This window comes from Rhodococcus sp. G6(2025), from assembly GCF_058628105.1.
In genome coordinates this window covers 135814-148928 of record NZ_CP179753.1, presented here as the reverse complement: position 1 = coordinate 148928, position 13115 = coordinate 135814, and the positions used below count along the sequence as shown (strand labels likewise).

15 protein-coding genes are annotated in these 13115 nt (G+C 62.6%); 11 read left to right on the top strand and 4 right to left on the bottom strand.

Annotated elements, in window-relative coordinates:
• Positions 1-24 precede the first annotated feature (24 nt).
• Together ACLIVD_RS43585 and ACLIVD_RS43580 are read left to right on the top strand one after the other, a co-directional pair.
• Entirely contained in the window at positions 25-612 is a 588-nt protein-coding gene (locus tag ACLIVD_RS43585) for a hypothetical protein (RefSeq protein WP_206004830.1), read from the top strand.
• A gap of 165 nt (positions 613-777) precedes the next feature.
• Positions 778-1335, top strand: coding sequence for a hypothetical protein (locus ACLIVD_RS43580; RefSeq protein ID WP_491933869.1), 558 nt, complete (start codon positions 778-780; stop codon positions 1333-1335).
• A gap of 365 nt (positions 1336-1700) precedes the next feature.
• On the opposite strand, the gene fabG is transcribed toward ACLIVD_RS43580, so the two are convergent.
• The 3 genes from fabG to ACLIVD_RS43565 form a co-directional block, all read right to left on the bottom strand.
• Positions 1701-2426 carry a 3-oxoacyl-ACP reductase FabG gene (gene fabG, locus ACLIVD_RS43575; protein ID WP_206004828.1) on the bottom strand — a complete coding sequence of 242 codons (726 nt, stop codon included), beginning with the start codon at positions 2424-2426 and terminating at the stop codon, positions 1701-1703.
• Between the two features lie 26 nt (positions 2427-2452).
• On the bottom strand, positions 2453-3409 hold the full coding sequence (locus ACLIVD_RS43570; RefSeq protein ID WP_241032101.1) for a hypothetical protein: 957 nt from the start codon (positions 3407-3409) through the stop codon (positions 2453-2455).
• A 424-nt stretch (positions 3410-3833) separates the two neighbouring features.
• Positions 3834-4328, bottom strand: coding sequence for a helix-turn-helix transcriptional regulator (locus ACLIVD_RS43565; protein ID WP_338050650.1), 495 nt, complete (start codon positions 4326-4328; stop codon positions 3834-3836).
• 435 nt (positions 4329-4763) lie between these two features.
• On the opposite strand from ACLIVD_RS43565, the gene ACLIVD_RS43560 reads away from it, so the two are divergent.
• The 9 genes from ACLIVD_RS43560 to ACLIVD_RS43520 all read left to right on the top strand — a co-directional run bounded on the left by ACLIVD_RS43560 (position 4764) and on the right by ACLIVD_RS43520 (position 12798).
• The gene (locus tag ACLIVD_RS43560; RefSeq protein WP_206004826.1) at positions 4764-5264 is read left to right on the top strand and encodes a hypothetical protein; all 501 of its coding nucleotides are present in this window, start codon (positions 4764-4766) and stop codon (positions 5262-5264) included.
• Positions 5261-5746 carry a hypothetical protein gene (locus ACLIVD_RS43555; RefSeq protein ID WP_206004825.1) on the top strand — a complete coding sequence of 162 codons (486 nt, stop codon included), beginning with the start codon at positions 5261-5263 and terminating at the stop codon, positions 5744-5746. The genes ACLIVD_RS43560 and ACLIVD_RS43555 overlap by 4 nt, the downstream gene beginning before the upstream one ends.
• The gene (locus ACLIVD_RS43550; RefSeq protein WP_206004824.1) at positions 5743-6138 is read left to right on the top strand and encodes a hypothetical protein; all 396 of its coding nucleotides are present in this window, start codon (positions 5743-5745) and stop codon (positions 6136-6138) included. Before ACLIVD_RS43555 ends, ACLIVD_RS43550 begins: the two co-directional genes overlap by 4 nt.
• A gap of 298 nt (positions 6139-6436) precedes the next feature.
• The gene (locus ACLIVD_RS43545; RefSeq protein WP_206004823.1) at positions 6437-7768 is read left to right on the top strand and encodes a hypothetical protein; all 1332 of its coding nucleotides are present in this window, start codon (positions 6437-6439) and stop codon (positions 7766-7768) included.
• A gap of 231 nt (positions 7769-7999) precedes the next feature.
• The gene (locus ACLIVD_RS43540; protein WP_206004822.1) at positions 8000-8599 is read left to right on the top strand and encodes a hypothetical protein; all 600 of its coding nucleotides are present in this window, start codon (positions 8000-8002) and stop codon (positions 8597-8599) included.
• A gap of 1202 nt (positions 8600-9801) precedes the next feature.
• Positions 9802-10590: a ParA family protein gene (locus tag ACLIVD_RS43535; RefSeq protein ID WP_206004821.1), complete on the top strand. Its 789-nt coding sequence runs from the start codon at positions 9802-9804 to the stop codon at positions 10588-10590.
• Positions 10590-11048: a ParB family protein gene (locus ACLIVD_RS43530; RefSeq protein WP_241032100.1), complete on the top strand. Its 459-nt coding sequence runs from the start codon at positions 10590-10592 to the stop codon at positions 11046-11048. The genes ACLIVD_RS43535 and ACLIVD_RS43530 overlap by 1 nt, the downstream gene beginning before the upstream one ends.
• Before the next feature lie 189 nt (positions 11049-11237).
• Positions 11238-11534, top strand: a complete 297-nt coding sequence (locus ACLIVD_RS43525) for a DUF2637 domain-containing protein (RefSeq protein ID WP_206004820.1) — start codon at positions 11238-11240, stop codon at positions 11532-11534.
• Positions 11535-11616: 82 nt separating this feature from the next.
• On the top strand, positions 11617-12798 hold the full coding sequence (locus tag ACLIVD_RS43520) for a DUF2637 domain-containing protein (protein WP_206004819.1): 1182 nt from the start codon (positions 11617-11619) through the stop codon (positions 12796-12798).
• Here ACLIVD_RS43520 and ACLIVD_RS43515 read toward each other — a convergent pair.
• Entirely contained in the window at positions 12768-12992 is a 225-nt protein-coding gene (locus ACLIVD_RS43515) for a hypothetical protein (protein WP_206004818.1), read from the bottom strand. The two genes, ACLIVD_RS43520 and ACLIVD_RS43515, sit on opposite strands and share 31 nt — an antisense overlap.
• Between the last annotated feature and the right edge of the window lie 123 nt (positions 12993-13115).

Here is a 13115-nt window from a genome sequence, read left to right as displayed (position 1 = left end):
TTCACGGACAGAAAGGAACTGGAGATGACGGTTCGTAAGGTCCTGGTCGTTCTCGTCCTGACTGTGATGGCCGGTCTTTTCGTGTACCTGCACTTCACTGGCGACGACCGAGACGGCCCGGACGCGGGCGCCCAGCGGGACACCACAACCAACCACCCAACGACAACCAGCGCCACCGCCGCACTCGAGGACACGATCCCGCAGCAATCGGCCGGCGCCCACGCGGCCGAGGATGCCGCCCGTCAAGGCTTGACGGTGGCATTTACCTGGAACCCGGCAACCGACGGCTCTCCTTCCGATGCGTATGCCCGGGCCCGCCCATGGTTCACCGAGGTATTCGCCGCCCGCACGATCATCGACGGCGGCCCCGAGCGCGGGCCCGGCATTCAGTGGGACCAGTGGGCGAGCCAGGGCGCCAAAGTTGTTGCCGACGTCGACCTTGGCTGCTCGGGATGCCCACCAGATTCCGAGACCGTCGTCCATCGTGTCGCCACCATTTCTCAAACCGCGATCGTCGGCGAGCAGACCGAAGAGGTCACTCCCGACACCACCGTGTGGATCACTTTGATCCGAACCATCGAACGGTGGCTTATCGACGACATCCGCTATTGACACCGACGGTCCCCGGCGTGCTTGTGGTTGTCCTCCGGAAACACCAGACAGACGGCAGGCGTTGGGCTCTGACACCTGAGACGTGCTACCTTCCCAGGTCGGTGGCTTGACTTATGGTCTGCATCAGGGGATTTCACTCCCCATCGTTGATCGAGAAGGGCTGAGATGAGGAAATCCACATTCGTTGCTGCCGGTGCGGCAACCGTCACGGCTGTCACCCTATCCCTGGCAGCCTGCTCCAGCTCGGAGTCCGAGACTGGCAACGCCGGAACGGTGGCCCCACCTGTGGACACGTCGGTCAAAGACCAATGGGAGGACGCGATCTCCATCGGGGTCGGCAACAAGCAGGGCACCGGCCTCGTCACCCAGTCTGCAGCTGACCAGGTCACCGCGCGCTGCATCGATGAGGGCGACACCCTCAAGATCGAGTTCACGGCTCCGGACGGTTGGCACGCCCAGCTCACGCACGGCTCGCAGATCGTGAAGGTGAAGAACGACGATCTCGGCTACCCCGAACACGATTTCGAGACCCCAGAAGGGATCATCGAGGCGACTCAGCCTCAGAAGGATGAGCCCAACCGCTTTTCGATGGGCGTCACCTGGGACAAGCCCGGGCCTGGCGAGGTCGAGGTCCAGCTTGAGGACGAGACACCCCCACACTGGGTGGTCGACTCGCCGTACAAGGAATTCGCGATGTACGCCCACATCACCTGCGCAAGCTGACACGTTCCCGACATCCATCCCGTCAGGGATGTGCCATCTGCGCTGATCAACACCGGTTTTTGCGCACTTCATTTCTCCAACTACAAGTACCCGAGGAGACCTCGATGGCATTCCACACTCCGTACGGATCCTCACGTCCTGCGCCGCCGGTCACCGGACAACCACGTCCCCACATCGCCGCGCAGCGGCAGGATGGTCCGTCGACGACCGAGTTGATCCACTCCCGGATCTTCAGCGACTTCCGCCCGGATCGGTCATCTCACCGAAGCTGATTGCATTTCCGCGCGGACGCAGAAAGCTGGGGCACTTCCTCGGAAGTGCCCCAGCTTCAGGGACGTGTCGTCTATGCAGCTAGGAGGCTGAATTCAGTGCCCCATGCCGATGCCGCCGTCGACATTGATGACGGTGCCGGTGATGTAGGCGGCTCCCGGGCTCAGCAGGAATGCCGCGGTGGCAGCGACCTCTTCAGGCTTGCCGAACCTGCCCAGGGGAATGTGTGACAGTGCCGTCTCGACGACCTTGTCGCTGACCGCCGCGGCCATGTCGGTCTCGGTGAAGCCGGGAGCGATGACGTTGGCCGTGATGCCACGGGAGCCGAGTTCGCGGGCCAGCGAGCGGGTGATACCGACGACCCCGGCCTTGGCTGCGGTGTAGTTCACCTGTCCGGGCATGCCCGAAAGGCCGCTGGCCGAGCCGATGACCACGAAGCGGCCGGCACGGTGCTTGAGCATGTTGCGAGTCGCTCGCTTGGTGACCCGGAAGACGCCGGTCAGGTTGGTGTCGACCACGCGGATGAACTGTTCGCTGCTCATGCGCATGACGAGGGTGTCGTCGGTGATGCCGGCGTTGGCGACGACGCCTTCAATGGGACCGTCTGCGGTCTCGACATGGGTGAACGCGCGGTCGACCGAGTCGTCGTCGGTCACATCGCATTCGACGCCGTGGACGCCGTCCGGTACGGCGGAGCCACGGTGCGTGCCCCACACGGTGTGCCCCTCTTTGACGAGATGGCTGGCGATCGCGGCGCCGATTCCTCGGTTGGCTCCGGTGACGAGGACGCGCAAGGGTTTACCTCCAGGTAGTGATTTCATCGTTCAAAAAGATGTGGTGGGAAATATCAGACCGGTGCCGGAACGGCGTCTTCCTCGACCAGCAGGATGATGGCGACCGGGTCGCCGTGCTTCTCACGCGCCGAGTGCAGGGCGAAGGTCGACGCTATGAAGCGCTCGCCGTTGATTTCAAGCTTCTGGTCAGATGGCGTCTGGCCGTCGGTTCGGGTCAACTCGTCGAGGTTGACTTGCTCCATGACCTGCGTGATCCGATTCTCCCCGAGCGGCGCGAGACGGCCGATCGTGGTCAGCGGGATCTTGTCTCGGGCTTCGACGAGAAGCAGCGTGGCGTTGCTGAACCGGATGAGGGACGAGATATTGGCTTCCAGCTCACGGTGTTCGATCTTGAGTGTGAGGCCGTAGAGATGCCGCTGTTCACCCTCGTCGGTGACGCGTAGGCGGCAGCTCGACCACATGTGGACGTATTCTTCCCCGCCGGGACGTAGGCTCCAATAGCTCTGGATGAGATCGCCGTCGTCACCGGTCAAGGCGTCGTAGTAGCCGCCGACCATCGAAAAGGCGTCCTCAGGGTTGAGCCAAGTGAAGAGGTGTTGGACATGGCGTTCCTCGCCGGCCTGCCGGCCGTCCCCGATCATGCCGGGATCGTCGCCGCTGGTGCGTGTGGTCTTTGCCGTCATATCCAGGACCCAGGCGTTGTAGGTTGGGCGCGGATCTGGCTTGCGAGTTCCCACCCAGAGGATCAGTCCCACGGGGGTGCCGTCGGCTGCGTCGATCTGGTGCGTCTCGACATTCAGTCCGTCCACCGCCGGAATGGAGCGCCCGTCGAGCGTCGCTTCCACTACCGCGCGCACGACTGCCTCACCGGCTCTGTCGAGACCGAGTTCGCTCGCGCATCGCTTCAGCCGACGGGCGACCCGCTCTCCCGCCGCCGAGTGGATGAACACTTCCCCTGTATGCCGGGTGCCGATGATATCGACAGCCAGCCACATCCCCTGGATAGCCATTGCCTCAGCATATGGGAGGTACCCGTTGACCTTTCGCGGTGCCCGACCAACCCTAGGCGGTTCGAGAACACGTTCTCGGTTGCTCCGAATTAGCCCGATCTCCGGATCGTGCGACACGGAGCCGCCTTCCATCGTTTCGTCTTGCACATGCGTTACACCGGTTGGTATGTTTCCGCTGCGACCGATGGTGCAGGGCACTCTCGGACCGCAAGCACCGACCGGTGAGCGATTCCTGGTTGGAAGCAGATGGCCTGCGCGGCAAGCGCGTTGGGTCCGCTTTCAGCTACCCAGAATCGGGGAACCGGTAATGCCCACTCTCACTTCACTTCTCGGCGGTAACTCGTCATCCGCTGTCGCTGCGCGCCCAATTCCACTATCCGGTTCGTCGCAGAAGGACGGACCGGAGCCGTCGCCGCTTCATCTTTCAGGCGGGCGTGCCCGGTGGGCGGCTCCGCGCGCGTTCGTACGACTCACGCAGCTCGCCGCCCGGGATTCCGAGAGCAGCGGACAGCTTTGCGGCAACGTCCTCGGTGAGGCGAGCCTCGCCGCGCTCGATCGCCCCGACCATCGTTGTGCTGATGCCAGCCTTCTTGCCGAGTTCCGGCTGGGTGAGACCGAGAAGAACGCGCCAGTCACCGGGGTACCTACCCTCGGACGGAACGATGACGAGGTCCGACATCTGGAGGCCGAGCGCACGCACCACCTTCGCCAGGTGGTCGATCTGCGGCGATCGGGCCCCCGTCTCCCAACGGCCGATCGCGGTCTCGGTGACATCGGAAACGCGCGCGAGATCTCCGCGCGACATGCCGGCTTTCTCCCGCGCCGCCGTGAGGCGCTTCGGGACAAAGCCGCGGATTACTTTTCGAGACACGAGCCGGGCTCTTCGTGCGACAGGGTGGCCTTCATTGCTAGACACCATGCGCCTCCAGATATAAGCTCGACACACCGTCCTTCAATAACGGTATGTTTTGTCGGTACATTACATCGCTCACATCGGGGAGGATGAGTCGCCAGAACAATGAGAAATCCCCTGGTCGTTAGCACCGACCAGGGGACCCCGTAGCCAAACCGACTGTTAGCCGCAGCCGGAAAAGCCGAGAAGTCGAGGGTTAGCCGCCCTCGCTTCGAATGCAGAAATGGACCCTCTGCCATGAATACGTTAGTTGGCGCGTCAACTACGCGCCCAGTGCCTCCTGAGATTGAAACCGATCCGCGACTCGTACTCGCTGCACACAAGCGCGTGAACGGGAAATGCTCCGGGTGCGGATATATCGGCCCCCAGAGCCAGCCGCTGTGCGACCTAGCCGCCAAAGCGCTACGCGTACTCGCCGACCGAGGTATGCGACCGCCACACGTGCGTGCCCTCACTGACCACTCCGACCAGGAACTACTACGGCTCGCCGACCAGCACAGCGGTGACCATCGGTGCCGGCGGTGCGGCTTCGCCTACTCGAAGACCGTGCGTTCCTGCCCGGCGTATCGCCGCATCCGCGACGCCCTCGAAGCCCGCGGCCTGATGCAACTCACTCCCGCCGTCTCCCCCGACCGCGGCCTGTGCGCCAGCAAAGGAACCGGCTGGGCAGTCGATGGCATCGACATCGCTTCCTGGCGTAAGGCTATGGACACGTGCGCACAGTGCCCACTGCTGGCTCGTTGCCAGGAACAGCTGAACGCTCTCCTCGATCGCGGGGAGCGACCACGCGAACAGATCGTCGCTTCTTTGCTGTTCACCACCACTGGACAAGTCATCGACCGGGCAAGCCTCGACCGGTACGCCATCAGCCGTGGCCGCAGCACCCGCACACGGCCGGCAACCGTGGTGCCGGCCGTCAAACTCCTTGAGGTGGCGGCATGACCTCACTCGTCGACCAGGTCTACTTCATGGCCAACGGCCAAGTCGAGACCCCAGCCACCGAGGGGCCCTCCGCTGTTCGGTGGGGATGGTTCGCCGACCTCTACGCTCATCCGCACTGGGGCCTCGTCACGGTCCCCGGATTCTCGCAGGCTGAGGCACAGACTGTCGCCTCCCTCTGCCGCGCCACACCGATCGCCTCGGTGGACTCGATCTCAGCACGCTGGGATGTATTCGAGCAGCTCGCGGCGATCAAGCTCGATCGCGCGCCGTCTGATTTCGCGTGGGCAGCGGTAGCCAACTCCGCGATCGATGCCCGCGATTACTTGGCCGGCGGCAACTTCAGTGGCGCAGAAACGGTCACCAGCGCCTTCTGGGCTCATTTCTCGACTCAACCCGCAGCAGTCGCCGAGAGTCAGATCTCCGCGGCAATCGAAGCGTGGAACACCCGTTTTCACAGCTCAGCAAGAGGGGCAGCCGCATGACCAACCTCACCGCCACCGACCGCCACGGACACGAATGGGAACTCATCCCGATGCGAGAAACGATCTGCGCTCGCAAGATCGTCGAAAAGGCTGCTACGCCGACCGTGCTCAACGCAGATCAACTCCTCACCAACCACGGCCCCCTGCTGCTCTCCACCGATCGGCCGATGTTCAGCGTGGGTACGTGGGATTCGCTCGTCGACGTCGTCGACCTGGTCGCCACAGATCCAGAGACAGCCACCATCGAGCAGATCCGGAAGGTCGCCTCTGTGGCCCAACTCATGCTCGCAACGACGCCGCATCAGCAGCACATAGAGGCGGTGCCGATGCCGCGTCCGCTCCCCCATTCAGCACGCGCGAGCCTCCGCAGTCTGGAGGGGGGCCCGTGGTGAGATGGTTACCGACCTGTGTCCAAAGAGAAAGAAGTGCTGCATGTGACTGAGTAACCAACGAACGTCCTCGATCAATAGAACTCAAAAGAGCAGACCCTCAGAAACAAGAAAACCCCCTGGTGGGGGTGGTTTCGGATCAGGAACCGCTACCGCGGTATTCGTCGAGGAGGACTTGGTCGGTCCTCCTACCAGAGGGTGATGGCCTGGCCGGGCCGTCACATTTTCTCTGAGGGTGAGAGTCAGAAGTTAGCGCTTCTGAAACTCGTACTGCACATCCCCGAAGGGACATTCACACACCGTGAATACGTCTCAGGATAACGCATTGCCTGAAACAGCATCAAGAACCCAATATTCCACGCTCGGCGTGTCGTCGGACACTTCCGCGTACACACCCGATACCGCCCCCGATTCGGAGTTGGCGGCCCTCGTCGTCGACGCGAAACGGTGGGTCGGGGAACTTGAACAGCTCAACCACACCAGCGGTCAACGTGGCAGCTCATGGATGCTGCCCATCCCCGATGGCGCCTACCTGGGTATCCCGGTCTGGTCCAGTCCGGGCGAGTGGCTGCGGCAGCTTCGATATGTGGTGACCCATACCGAGACCGGCAGGACCGCGGTCAAACGGCACCGCATCGGCGTTGAAAGTCTGGTCGCGGTCGGGACCGCCCACGCCCGATTCGCTGACACCGAGACGGGTCGGGATATGACCGCTGCGGTGGAGAAAATCGAACGTGTGGCAGGGGTGTCCGAGTCGGTGGTCCACCGCGCCCGCCGAGTCCTGCGTGATCTGGGAATGGGCCACGAGATCGTTCGCGGTCGCCACCTCCGGGGACACGAGTTCATGGCAGCTGAGCTGCATCACGGTGGCCACCAGCATCGGGCCGCGAGTGTGTGGGCCTTGTCGAGCCCGAGATGGGTCGTCGAGGCCACTCCCCAAGCAGAGATTCCCGGGCGCACCCCCTCGCGGTCTGCGCACCGCGCGCAGACGTATCGGCAACGCCGTCAACGGCAGCAGGCAGCAGCAGCCAAAGCCCAGGCGAGCAATCCACAGGTCACCGGGCGTGACACCCTATCTTCTGGCTCTTCTGTTCTTGAGAAGTTCTCTCGTAAGAGAGAACTCACCAAGCGCGCGCGAACGCACGCAGGAGCAATTACCGCCAATACCAACCAGCCTCTGCACACCCAACGCGCGGCCGCAGAACTCGCCCATCTCGCCCCTGCACTAACTCCGGATAAGCATATCGGCCAGCTCGTAGATGTACTCGTAAGCACCGGCATCGACACCACCCGCTGGACCGGCCGCGACATCGCCGACGCCCTCACACGCGACACTCAAGACCGTGGTTGGACCTGGCCCGACGCGAAGAGCTGGAACACCGGCGGCTACACGGTCCAAAACCCAGTCCGGTACGCCCACATGCGACTCTCGCGCATCGATTTCACCGGCCCCTCACCGAGCCAGCAACGAGCCAGAATCGACGTCCAGAGACGCGTTGAGCAGGCAGCACGCGCTAATGAGGCCGCGACGGCCCGATCCCGGGCAGCAAGTTCCGAACACCGCGCGGCGATGCGCGCGAATTGGCGCACACTCGCCGCCACGCACGCCTCACACCAAGGGGTCCACGAATGATCACCGCCTACACCAAGCCGCCGTTTGTTCGGTGCACTGACACCAACCGGGCTGTGATGAAGGCCGGACTCGAACGCAGCCTGGCCGACATAGCCTCGACCGTGACTTCTGGAAGCAGCACGAAACGAAGGGCGTTACTCCATGGGTTCCCGCAGCCACGAAGGATTTGGGCATAGGATGCCGCAAACCGCCGCGTTCACCCCCGCCCCTACCCCGAGGACGGAATCTCACGTGTCGACGAGCCAGACGAAGGCGAAAGCCAGACCGCGCCGCTCCCCCACTCGCCAGCAACGAACAGCGCAGGTCAGCAAAAACTCCGACTCTGTCCGCGAACGGCTACGTACCGGGACTACCTCTGTCGTCGTCGACACTGCTGGAAGTGAGATAGACCTCGACGACCGCACGTTCGCCAAAGCCAGGACGGACGAGTGGACCATCCGCATCATCGGTACGTCTCTGGTGCGCATTCACCTCGATACCCCGCTCCCGGAGACCGCGCAGATCGTGGCCACCGACGCTGCCCGACTACAAATCACAGGGCATGTGCGCCTCTACGCCTACACCAACACCATCGTCGACGCGTTCGATCATTGTGGCGTGATCGCACGCAACCACGCCACCATCAACGCCTGCGACAACGCCCAGGTCAATGCGACGGACAGCACCTTCGTCAACGCCTATGACAACGCCGTTGTCTACGCCGAAGGTGATGCGGTGGTCCACGCCGGCGGCAACACGCACCTCGTTCTCAGCGAAAACGCCAGAGCAACCACCCAACGCGGTGTCACCGTCCATGGGCCCTCCCGCAAGAATGTCTCCGTCCGACGCTGAGATCCGTTGCCGACCAAGTTTCACTGGAGGTGGCAGAAATTGAATTGACACCACGCGCTGGACGGAAATCGCACGAGCGCTTGATCGAGACACGCTGTACGCGGCTGGAGCTGGCCGAACGCTGTCCGCAGCATTTCACCGTTGGGGATTGGCCGGGGGAAGAGCCCTCCCGGGAACTCCACGCCGCCGGGAGCTGGATGCCCGTGCGGGCGAACTCGAACACCGCAACACCCAAGTCGCTTCCTCAAATCACCGAGCCGGCGGGTTCCGTTGGTGTTGCTCGATTTCCGCGGACGATGCATCGCTGGTCGTTTAGTGGGGACGTGCCGTTTTCCCATGTCAATGTGAGCGATTGACATCTCAGGGGGCGCAGGGTTCCGAATCCTCTACCTCCACTGGCGGGCCAGCGACGACTGCAGCAGTGTGCTGGTTCACCTCAAGCGGCCCGGAATTGGGCCGGAGGTCAACGCCAAGATCCTGCTTGGGCTCCGCAGGCGGCAGTGAGGTCCTCTCTGCGGCCGTTGCTTCTCGTGGGGTCTGGCTCCGAGTCTCTTCATTGCTCACGGTCCCATCTCCGGGGGCCATCCCCCGCCATCCTCGTTTGACGGGTAAGTCACGCTCGAAAGCCACCACCCGTGGGCGCGGTCTTGGTTTCTGGTGATGTGCGAAGTCGCGAGAGGATTCTTCCACCCTATTGCTTCATATGCCGTGAGCTTCCGCATTGGTTTCTGACTGATGTTCTGGAACGTCAGCGGATCTCCGATGAGCCCAGCAGAGCCCACCGGAGCACAGCCCAGTAGGGCGCATTAGAGCGCAGCTCAGCAGAGCACAGCTCAGCAGAGCACAGCCCAGTAGGGCACAGCCCAGTAGGGCGCATTAGAGCGCAGCTCAGCAGAGCACAGCCCAGTAGGGCACAGCCCAGTAGGGCGCATTAGAGCGCAGCTCAGCAGAGCACAGCCCAGTAGGGCGCATTAGAGCGCAGCTCAGCAGAGTGCAGCCCAGACCAGCTGTTGTTAGTGGTGATTCCGATAGCAGAGATGTTCTGAAGTTTCCTTAGATAACTGCATGTCATTGCAGGCTATGTGTCCTTGGGCTACATACGATCTAGCTAGCTAAGGGAAGTAGATCAGATGTATGCGTAGGAATTGTAAGGTAATATAAGCTTATATAAGTGCCCATATGGGAATAGGAAAGGGAGGAATATGACGATCACGGCGATCGCGAACCTCAAGGGCGGCGTCGGAAAGACGGTGGTCGCCAATGGGCTCTCGCATGCCGCTGCCGCAATCCGCAGGCCGGTCCTGCTGGTCGACGCGGATATGCAAGGCAACTCCACTAAGCACCTCACCGGGTACACGACATCTGAGCCAGCGCCGAATTCGCTCGCAGATGTACTCGACCGATCGACGGATTTGCCGATTCATGACGCGATCTTCGCCGCACGGCGTGAAGAAATACACGTAGTGCCGTCGGGCTTCGCTGAACTTCAGGCGGTTTCGGACCAGCTGGGAACCAAGCCCGGGGGAGAGATGTCCTTCGCTCGCGCGCTCAAGCCGGTCGCTGGCGACTACGAGCACGTCCTGATCGACTGCCGCCCTGCGATTGACCTAGTGTCCCGAAGCGCCCTGTACGCCGCCGACAATCTTCTGATCGTCGTTAACCCGGAGCCGGACGCAGTGGACGGCCTCAATTCGATCCAGAACGCACTGGAAGACCTGGCTGAGTACATGGACAAGGTCCTTCCCATCGCGGGGATTGTCATCAACAAGCTTGACGGCCGTCGCAACGACCACGCGGACGTTGTCTCCTACCTCAAGGAGTACGCGGCTGCAGACGGTATCGCTTTGCTTGGCGACCCGATCATTCAGAAAGCAGACATCTCCAAGCTGACCAACGTCGGTATGGGGTTCGATGAACACCCCTCCAATCCGGTCTGGTCCCGCAACCTTCACAACAACTTCATCGAGATCCTGGAGAAGGTGGCACTCTGATGAGCAAAATTCCCCAGCCCGCCCGACCCGTGCCTCGCAGTGCGCGCAACACGTTCGCTCAGGCAGCGGCAACGACAACCGCAATGCCAGAGGCCGTTGCATCGGAGTCGCCCGCAACGTCGTCTGACGCGCCCGCAACGTCGTCTGACGCGCCCGCAACAGTTACTCGCTCTGCAGCATCGTCTGCAACGCCGCGGCAACGCAAGGCTGCACCGGAGTCGACGAAACCGGCCGCAGAGAAGAAGCGCAAGGCTCAGACCACCGACATCCTGCTGTCTCTGGATGAAGAACTGAAGGACCGCATGGTCGCAGCGCTCGAACACACCCGCCCCCGGACCGGGATCAAGAGCCAGCAGATGTTCATCCGCACCGCGATCGACCAGCTGTGCACCAAACTCGAAACCCAGTACAACAACGGCGAACCTTTCCCCGCGCCTGCCAACGAAATCGCCATATAGCCCATATGGGCAAGCAGTCGCCATATGGGTTATATGCGCAACGTTGCGCCGAAGCCGGATATGAAACCTGCCAGCACAAACAGCATTGCAAAGGTATGGCCGTGCAACGGCCGCAACGAAAAGAGACCCCGCCGGGGCCTAGCCGGCGGGGCCTCATTGACCGGGACCCCGTGGAAGGAAAACCCGATCATGACCGACCTTAATCTCCGAGCATTACGAGTCCAGCGCCGCAGCATCTTCGCAGTCGGCATTGCGGTGGCAATCGCCGTAGTTGCGTTCATGCTGTCTTTCGCGGTGTTGCGTGAATTCGCATTGCAAGACGGGATTCCGCACTCACTCGCGTGGATCTTCCCACCGATCGTCGACAGCGCAATGCTGAGCGCAACGATTGCCGTCGTTGCGCTCCGGACGATCAACCGCAACGGCATTGCAACCGCAACGCGTCCGGTGGGAAGTGCACAGCTCTCGCCAGGCACGATTCGCTGACGACCGACAAACAGAGAGACCCCGCCGGGGCCTAGCCGGCGGAGCCTCATCGACCGGGACCCCGTGGAAGGAAAACCCGATCATGGCCAACTTTAAGCTCCGACTTAAGCCTCGACGAGGACAAATCCAGCTCGCCAGCCTGATTGTTTCGTTGGTCCTTGGAATCCTCATTTCGATCGGAATCACCGTAGGTGCCTTTGTGCTGTCCTTCGCGGTCCTGCGTGACCTCGCACAGCAAGCCGGGATTCCGCACTCACTCACGTGGATCTTCCCGCTGATCGTCGACGGCGCAATCATGGGCGCAACGATCGCGGTCGTTACGCTGAGCAAGATCGACGGCGTGCCGGGTAAGCGATTCTTCAAGGCGCTCGCTGTCATCGTCGTTTTCATCAGCGTCGTCGGGAACGCGTACCACGCAGATCAATGGGCAACCCGAGCCGGACAGAAGGTGGCAGCCGGCGCCGATCTGGGGTACACACCGCTCTCCCCGATAGGAGCTGCGCTCATTGCGGTCATTGCGCCGCTCCTGGTCCTCGCCTTTACCCACGGCTGCGGGATCCTCATCAGGGCGATCGGGATCGCCCAAGCCTCCACCGCGCGCGTCCAAGAATCTCGCGACCAGGAACAGCGGGAAAGCGCTGTGGAATCCGAACACCGCGACGAGCGGATCCGGCAGACCTCGCAGCACTACCAGCGCAATGCGACAGACGTTGCGCCGGTGCCCGGTGACATCCCGGTTGGTGTTGTCCCGATCGATGTTCCCGTCGCCGCTGCGGCCTCGACCCCCGTAGGCGAGACCGCAGATTCGGCCCAGGTTGAGGACCTGAGCCCCGTTGCTCTCCCCACGGAGTCGGCCGTTGCCGACGTTGCGGACGCGGACAGCGTTGCGGACATTGCAGACCTGGGGCAGCAGGGGGTAGTCCGCAATGCGCCGAGCGAGGACTCCCAAGAGCTCTACGTGTTGCCGGACGAGGAGCAGACCATCGAGAACCTCCTCGCCTTCATCGACTCCTGCGATGACTTCGAACCCGTCGTCAAGGAAACCGCCCGTCTCCGGATCACCGAGAACCTCAGCTACGCCGAAATTGCGACGATAACGCGGGCCAAGGCGTCCTCCACCGCAATGCGCCGTTTCGACAAGGTCGCGCACCGCGCAGTGGATGCTGGATTCCGGACACCGCCGCTGCCCGAGGTCGACGATGCAACGGACATTCGCAATGCGGCAACACCTGATCAGCAGTACGCGCTGGTGGGGGCGCGCTGATGCCCCACCGGGGGGAGGGCGGCGACGATCAGTTCGTGCTCTTCGACCTCACCGCCGACGAGGCGGCCGAGGGCGATACCCCGGTGGACGCCGGTGCGGCAACGAGGGCCATCGAATCCGACGTTACGGTGCAATACTCGCCCGTTGCGGACGCAACAGAAGTCGACGTTGCGCACCAGGACGTCTGCGCTCAAGCAACGTCGGACGAGGATGCAACGGAGGTCGGTGTTGCAGACGAAGCGCCCGCAGCGTCGCCGCCGCTATGGGAGGCGTTGCCGGTCGGTGACGAGGCCGACGGTCATGCGGTGATCGTCACC

What these genes read in the sequence shown, in the direction of transcription:
- ACLIVD_RS43530 (WP_241032100.1), top strand. Translation starts at nt 10,590, where the DNA reads ATGAGCAAAATTCCCCAGCCCGCCCGACCCGTGCCTCGCAGTGCGCGC.
- ACLIVD_RS43565 (WP_338050650.1), bottom strand. Translation starts at nt 4,328, where the DNA reads ATGGTGTCTAGCAATGAAGGCCACCCTGTCGCACGAAGAGCCCGGCTC.
- ACLIVD_RS43585 (WP_206004830.1), top strand. Translation starts at nt 25, where the DNA reads ATGACGGTTCGTAAGGTCCTGGTCGTTCTCGTCCTGACTGTGATGGCC.
- fabG (WP_206004828.1), bottom strand. Translation starts at nt 2,426, where the DNA reads ATGAAATCACTACCTGGAGGTAAACCCTTGCGCGTCCTCGTCACCGGA.
- ACLIVD_RS43555 (WP_206004825.1), top strand. Translation starts at nt 5,261, where the DNA reads ATGACCTCACTCGTCGACCAGGTCTACTTCATGGCCAACGGCCAAGTC.
- ACLIVD_RS43520 (WP_206004819.1), top strand. Translation starts at nt 11,617, where the DNA reads ATGGCCAACTTTAAGCTCCGACTTAAGCCTCGACGAGGACAAATCCAG.
- ACLIVD_RS43580 (WP_491933869.1), top strand. Translation starts at nt 778, where the DNA reads ATGAGGAAATCCACATTCGTTGCTGCCGGTGCGGCAACCGTCACGGCT.
- ACLIVD_RS43570 (WP_241032101.1), bottom strand. Translation starts at nt 3,409, where the DNA reads ATGGCTATCCAGGGGATGTGGCTGGCTGTCGATATCATCGGCACCCGG.
- ACLIVD_RS43535 (WP_206004821.1), top strand. Translation starts at nt 9,802, where the DNA reads ATGACGATCACGGCGATCGCGAACCTCAAGGGCGGCGTCGGAAAGACG.
- ACLIVD_RS43525 (WP_206004820.1), top strand. Translation starts at nt 11,238, where the DNA reads ATGACCGACCTTAATCTCCGAGCATTACGAGTCCAGCGCCGCAGCATC.
- ACLIVD_RS43550 (WP_206004824.1), top strand. Translation starts at nt 5,743, where the DNA reads ATGACCAACCTCACCGCCACCGACCGCCACGGACACGAATGGGAACTC.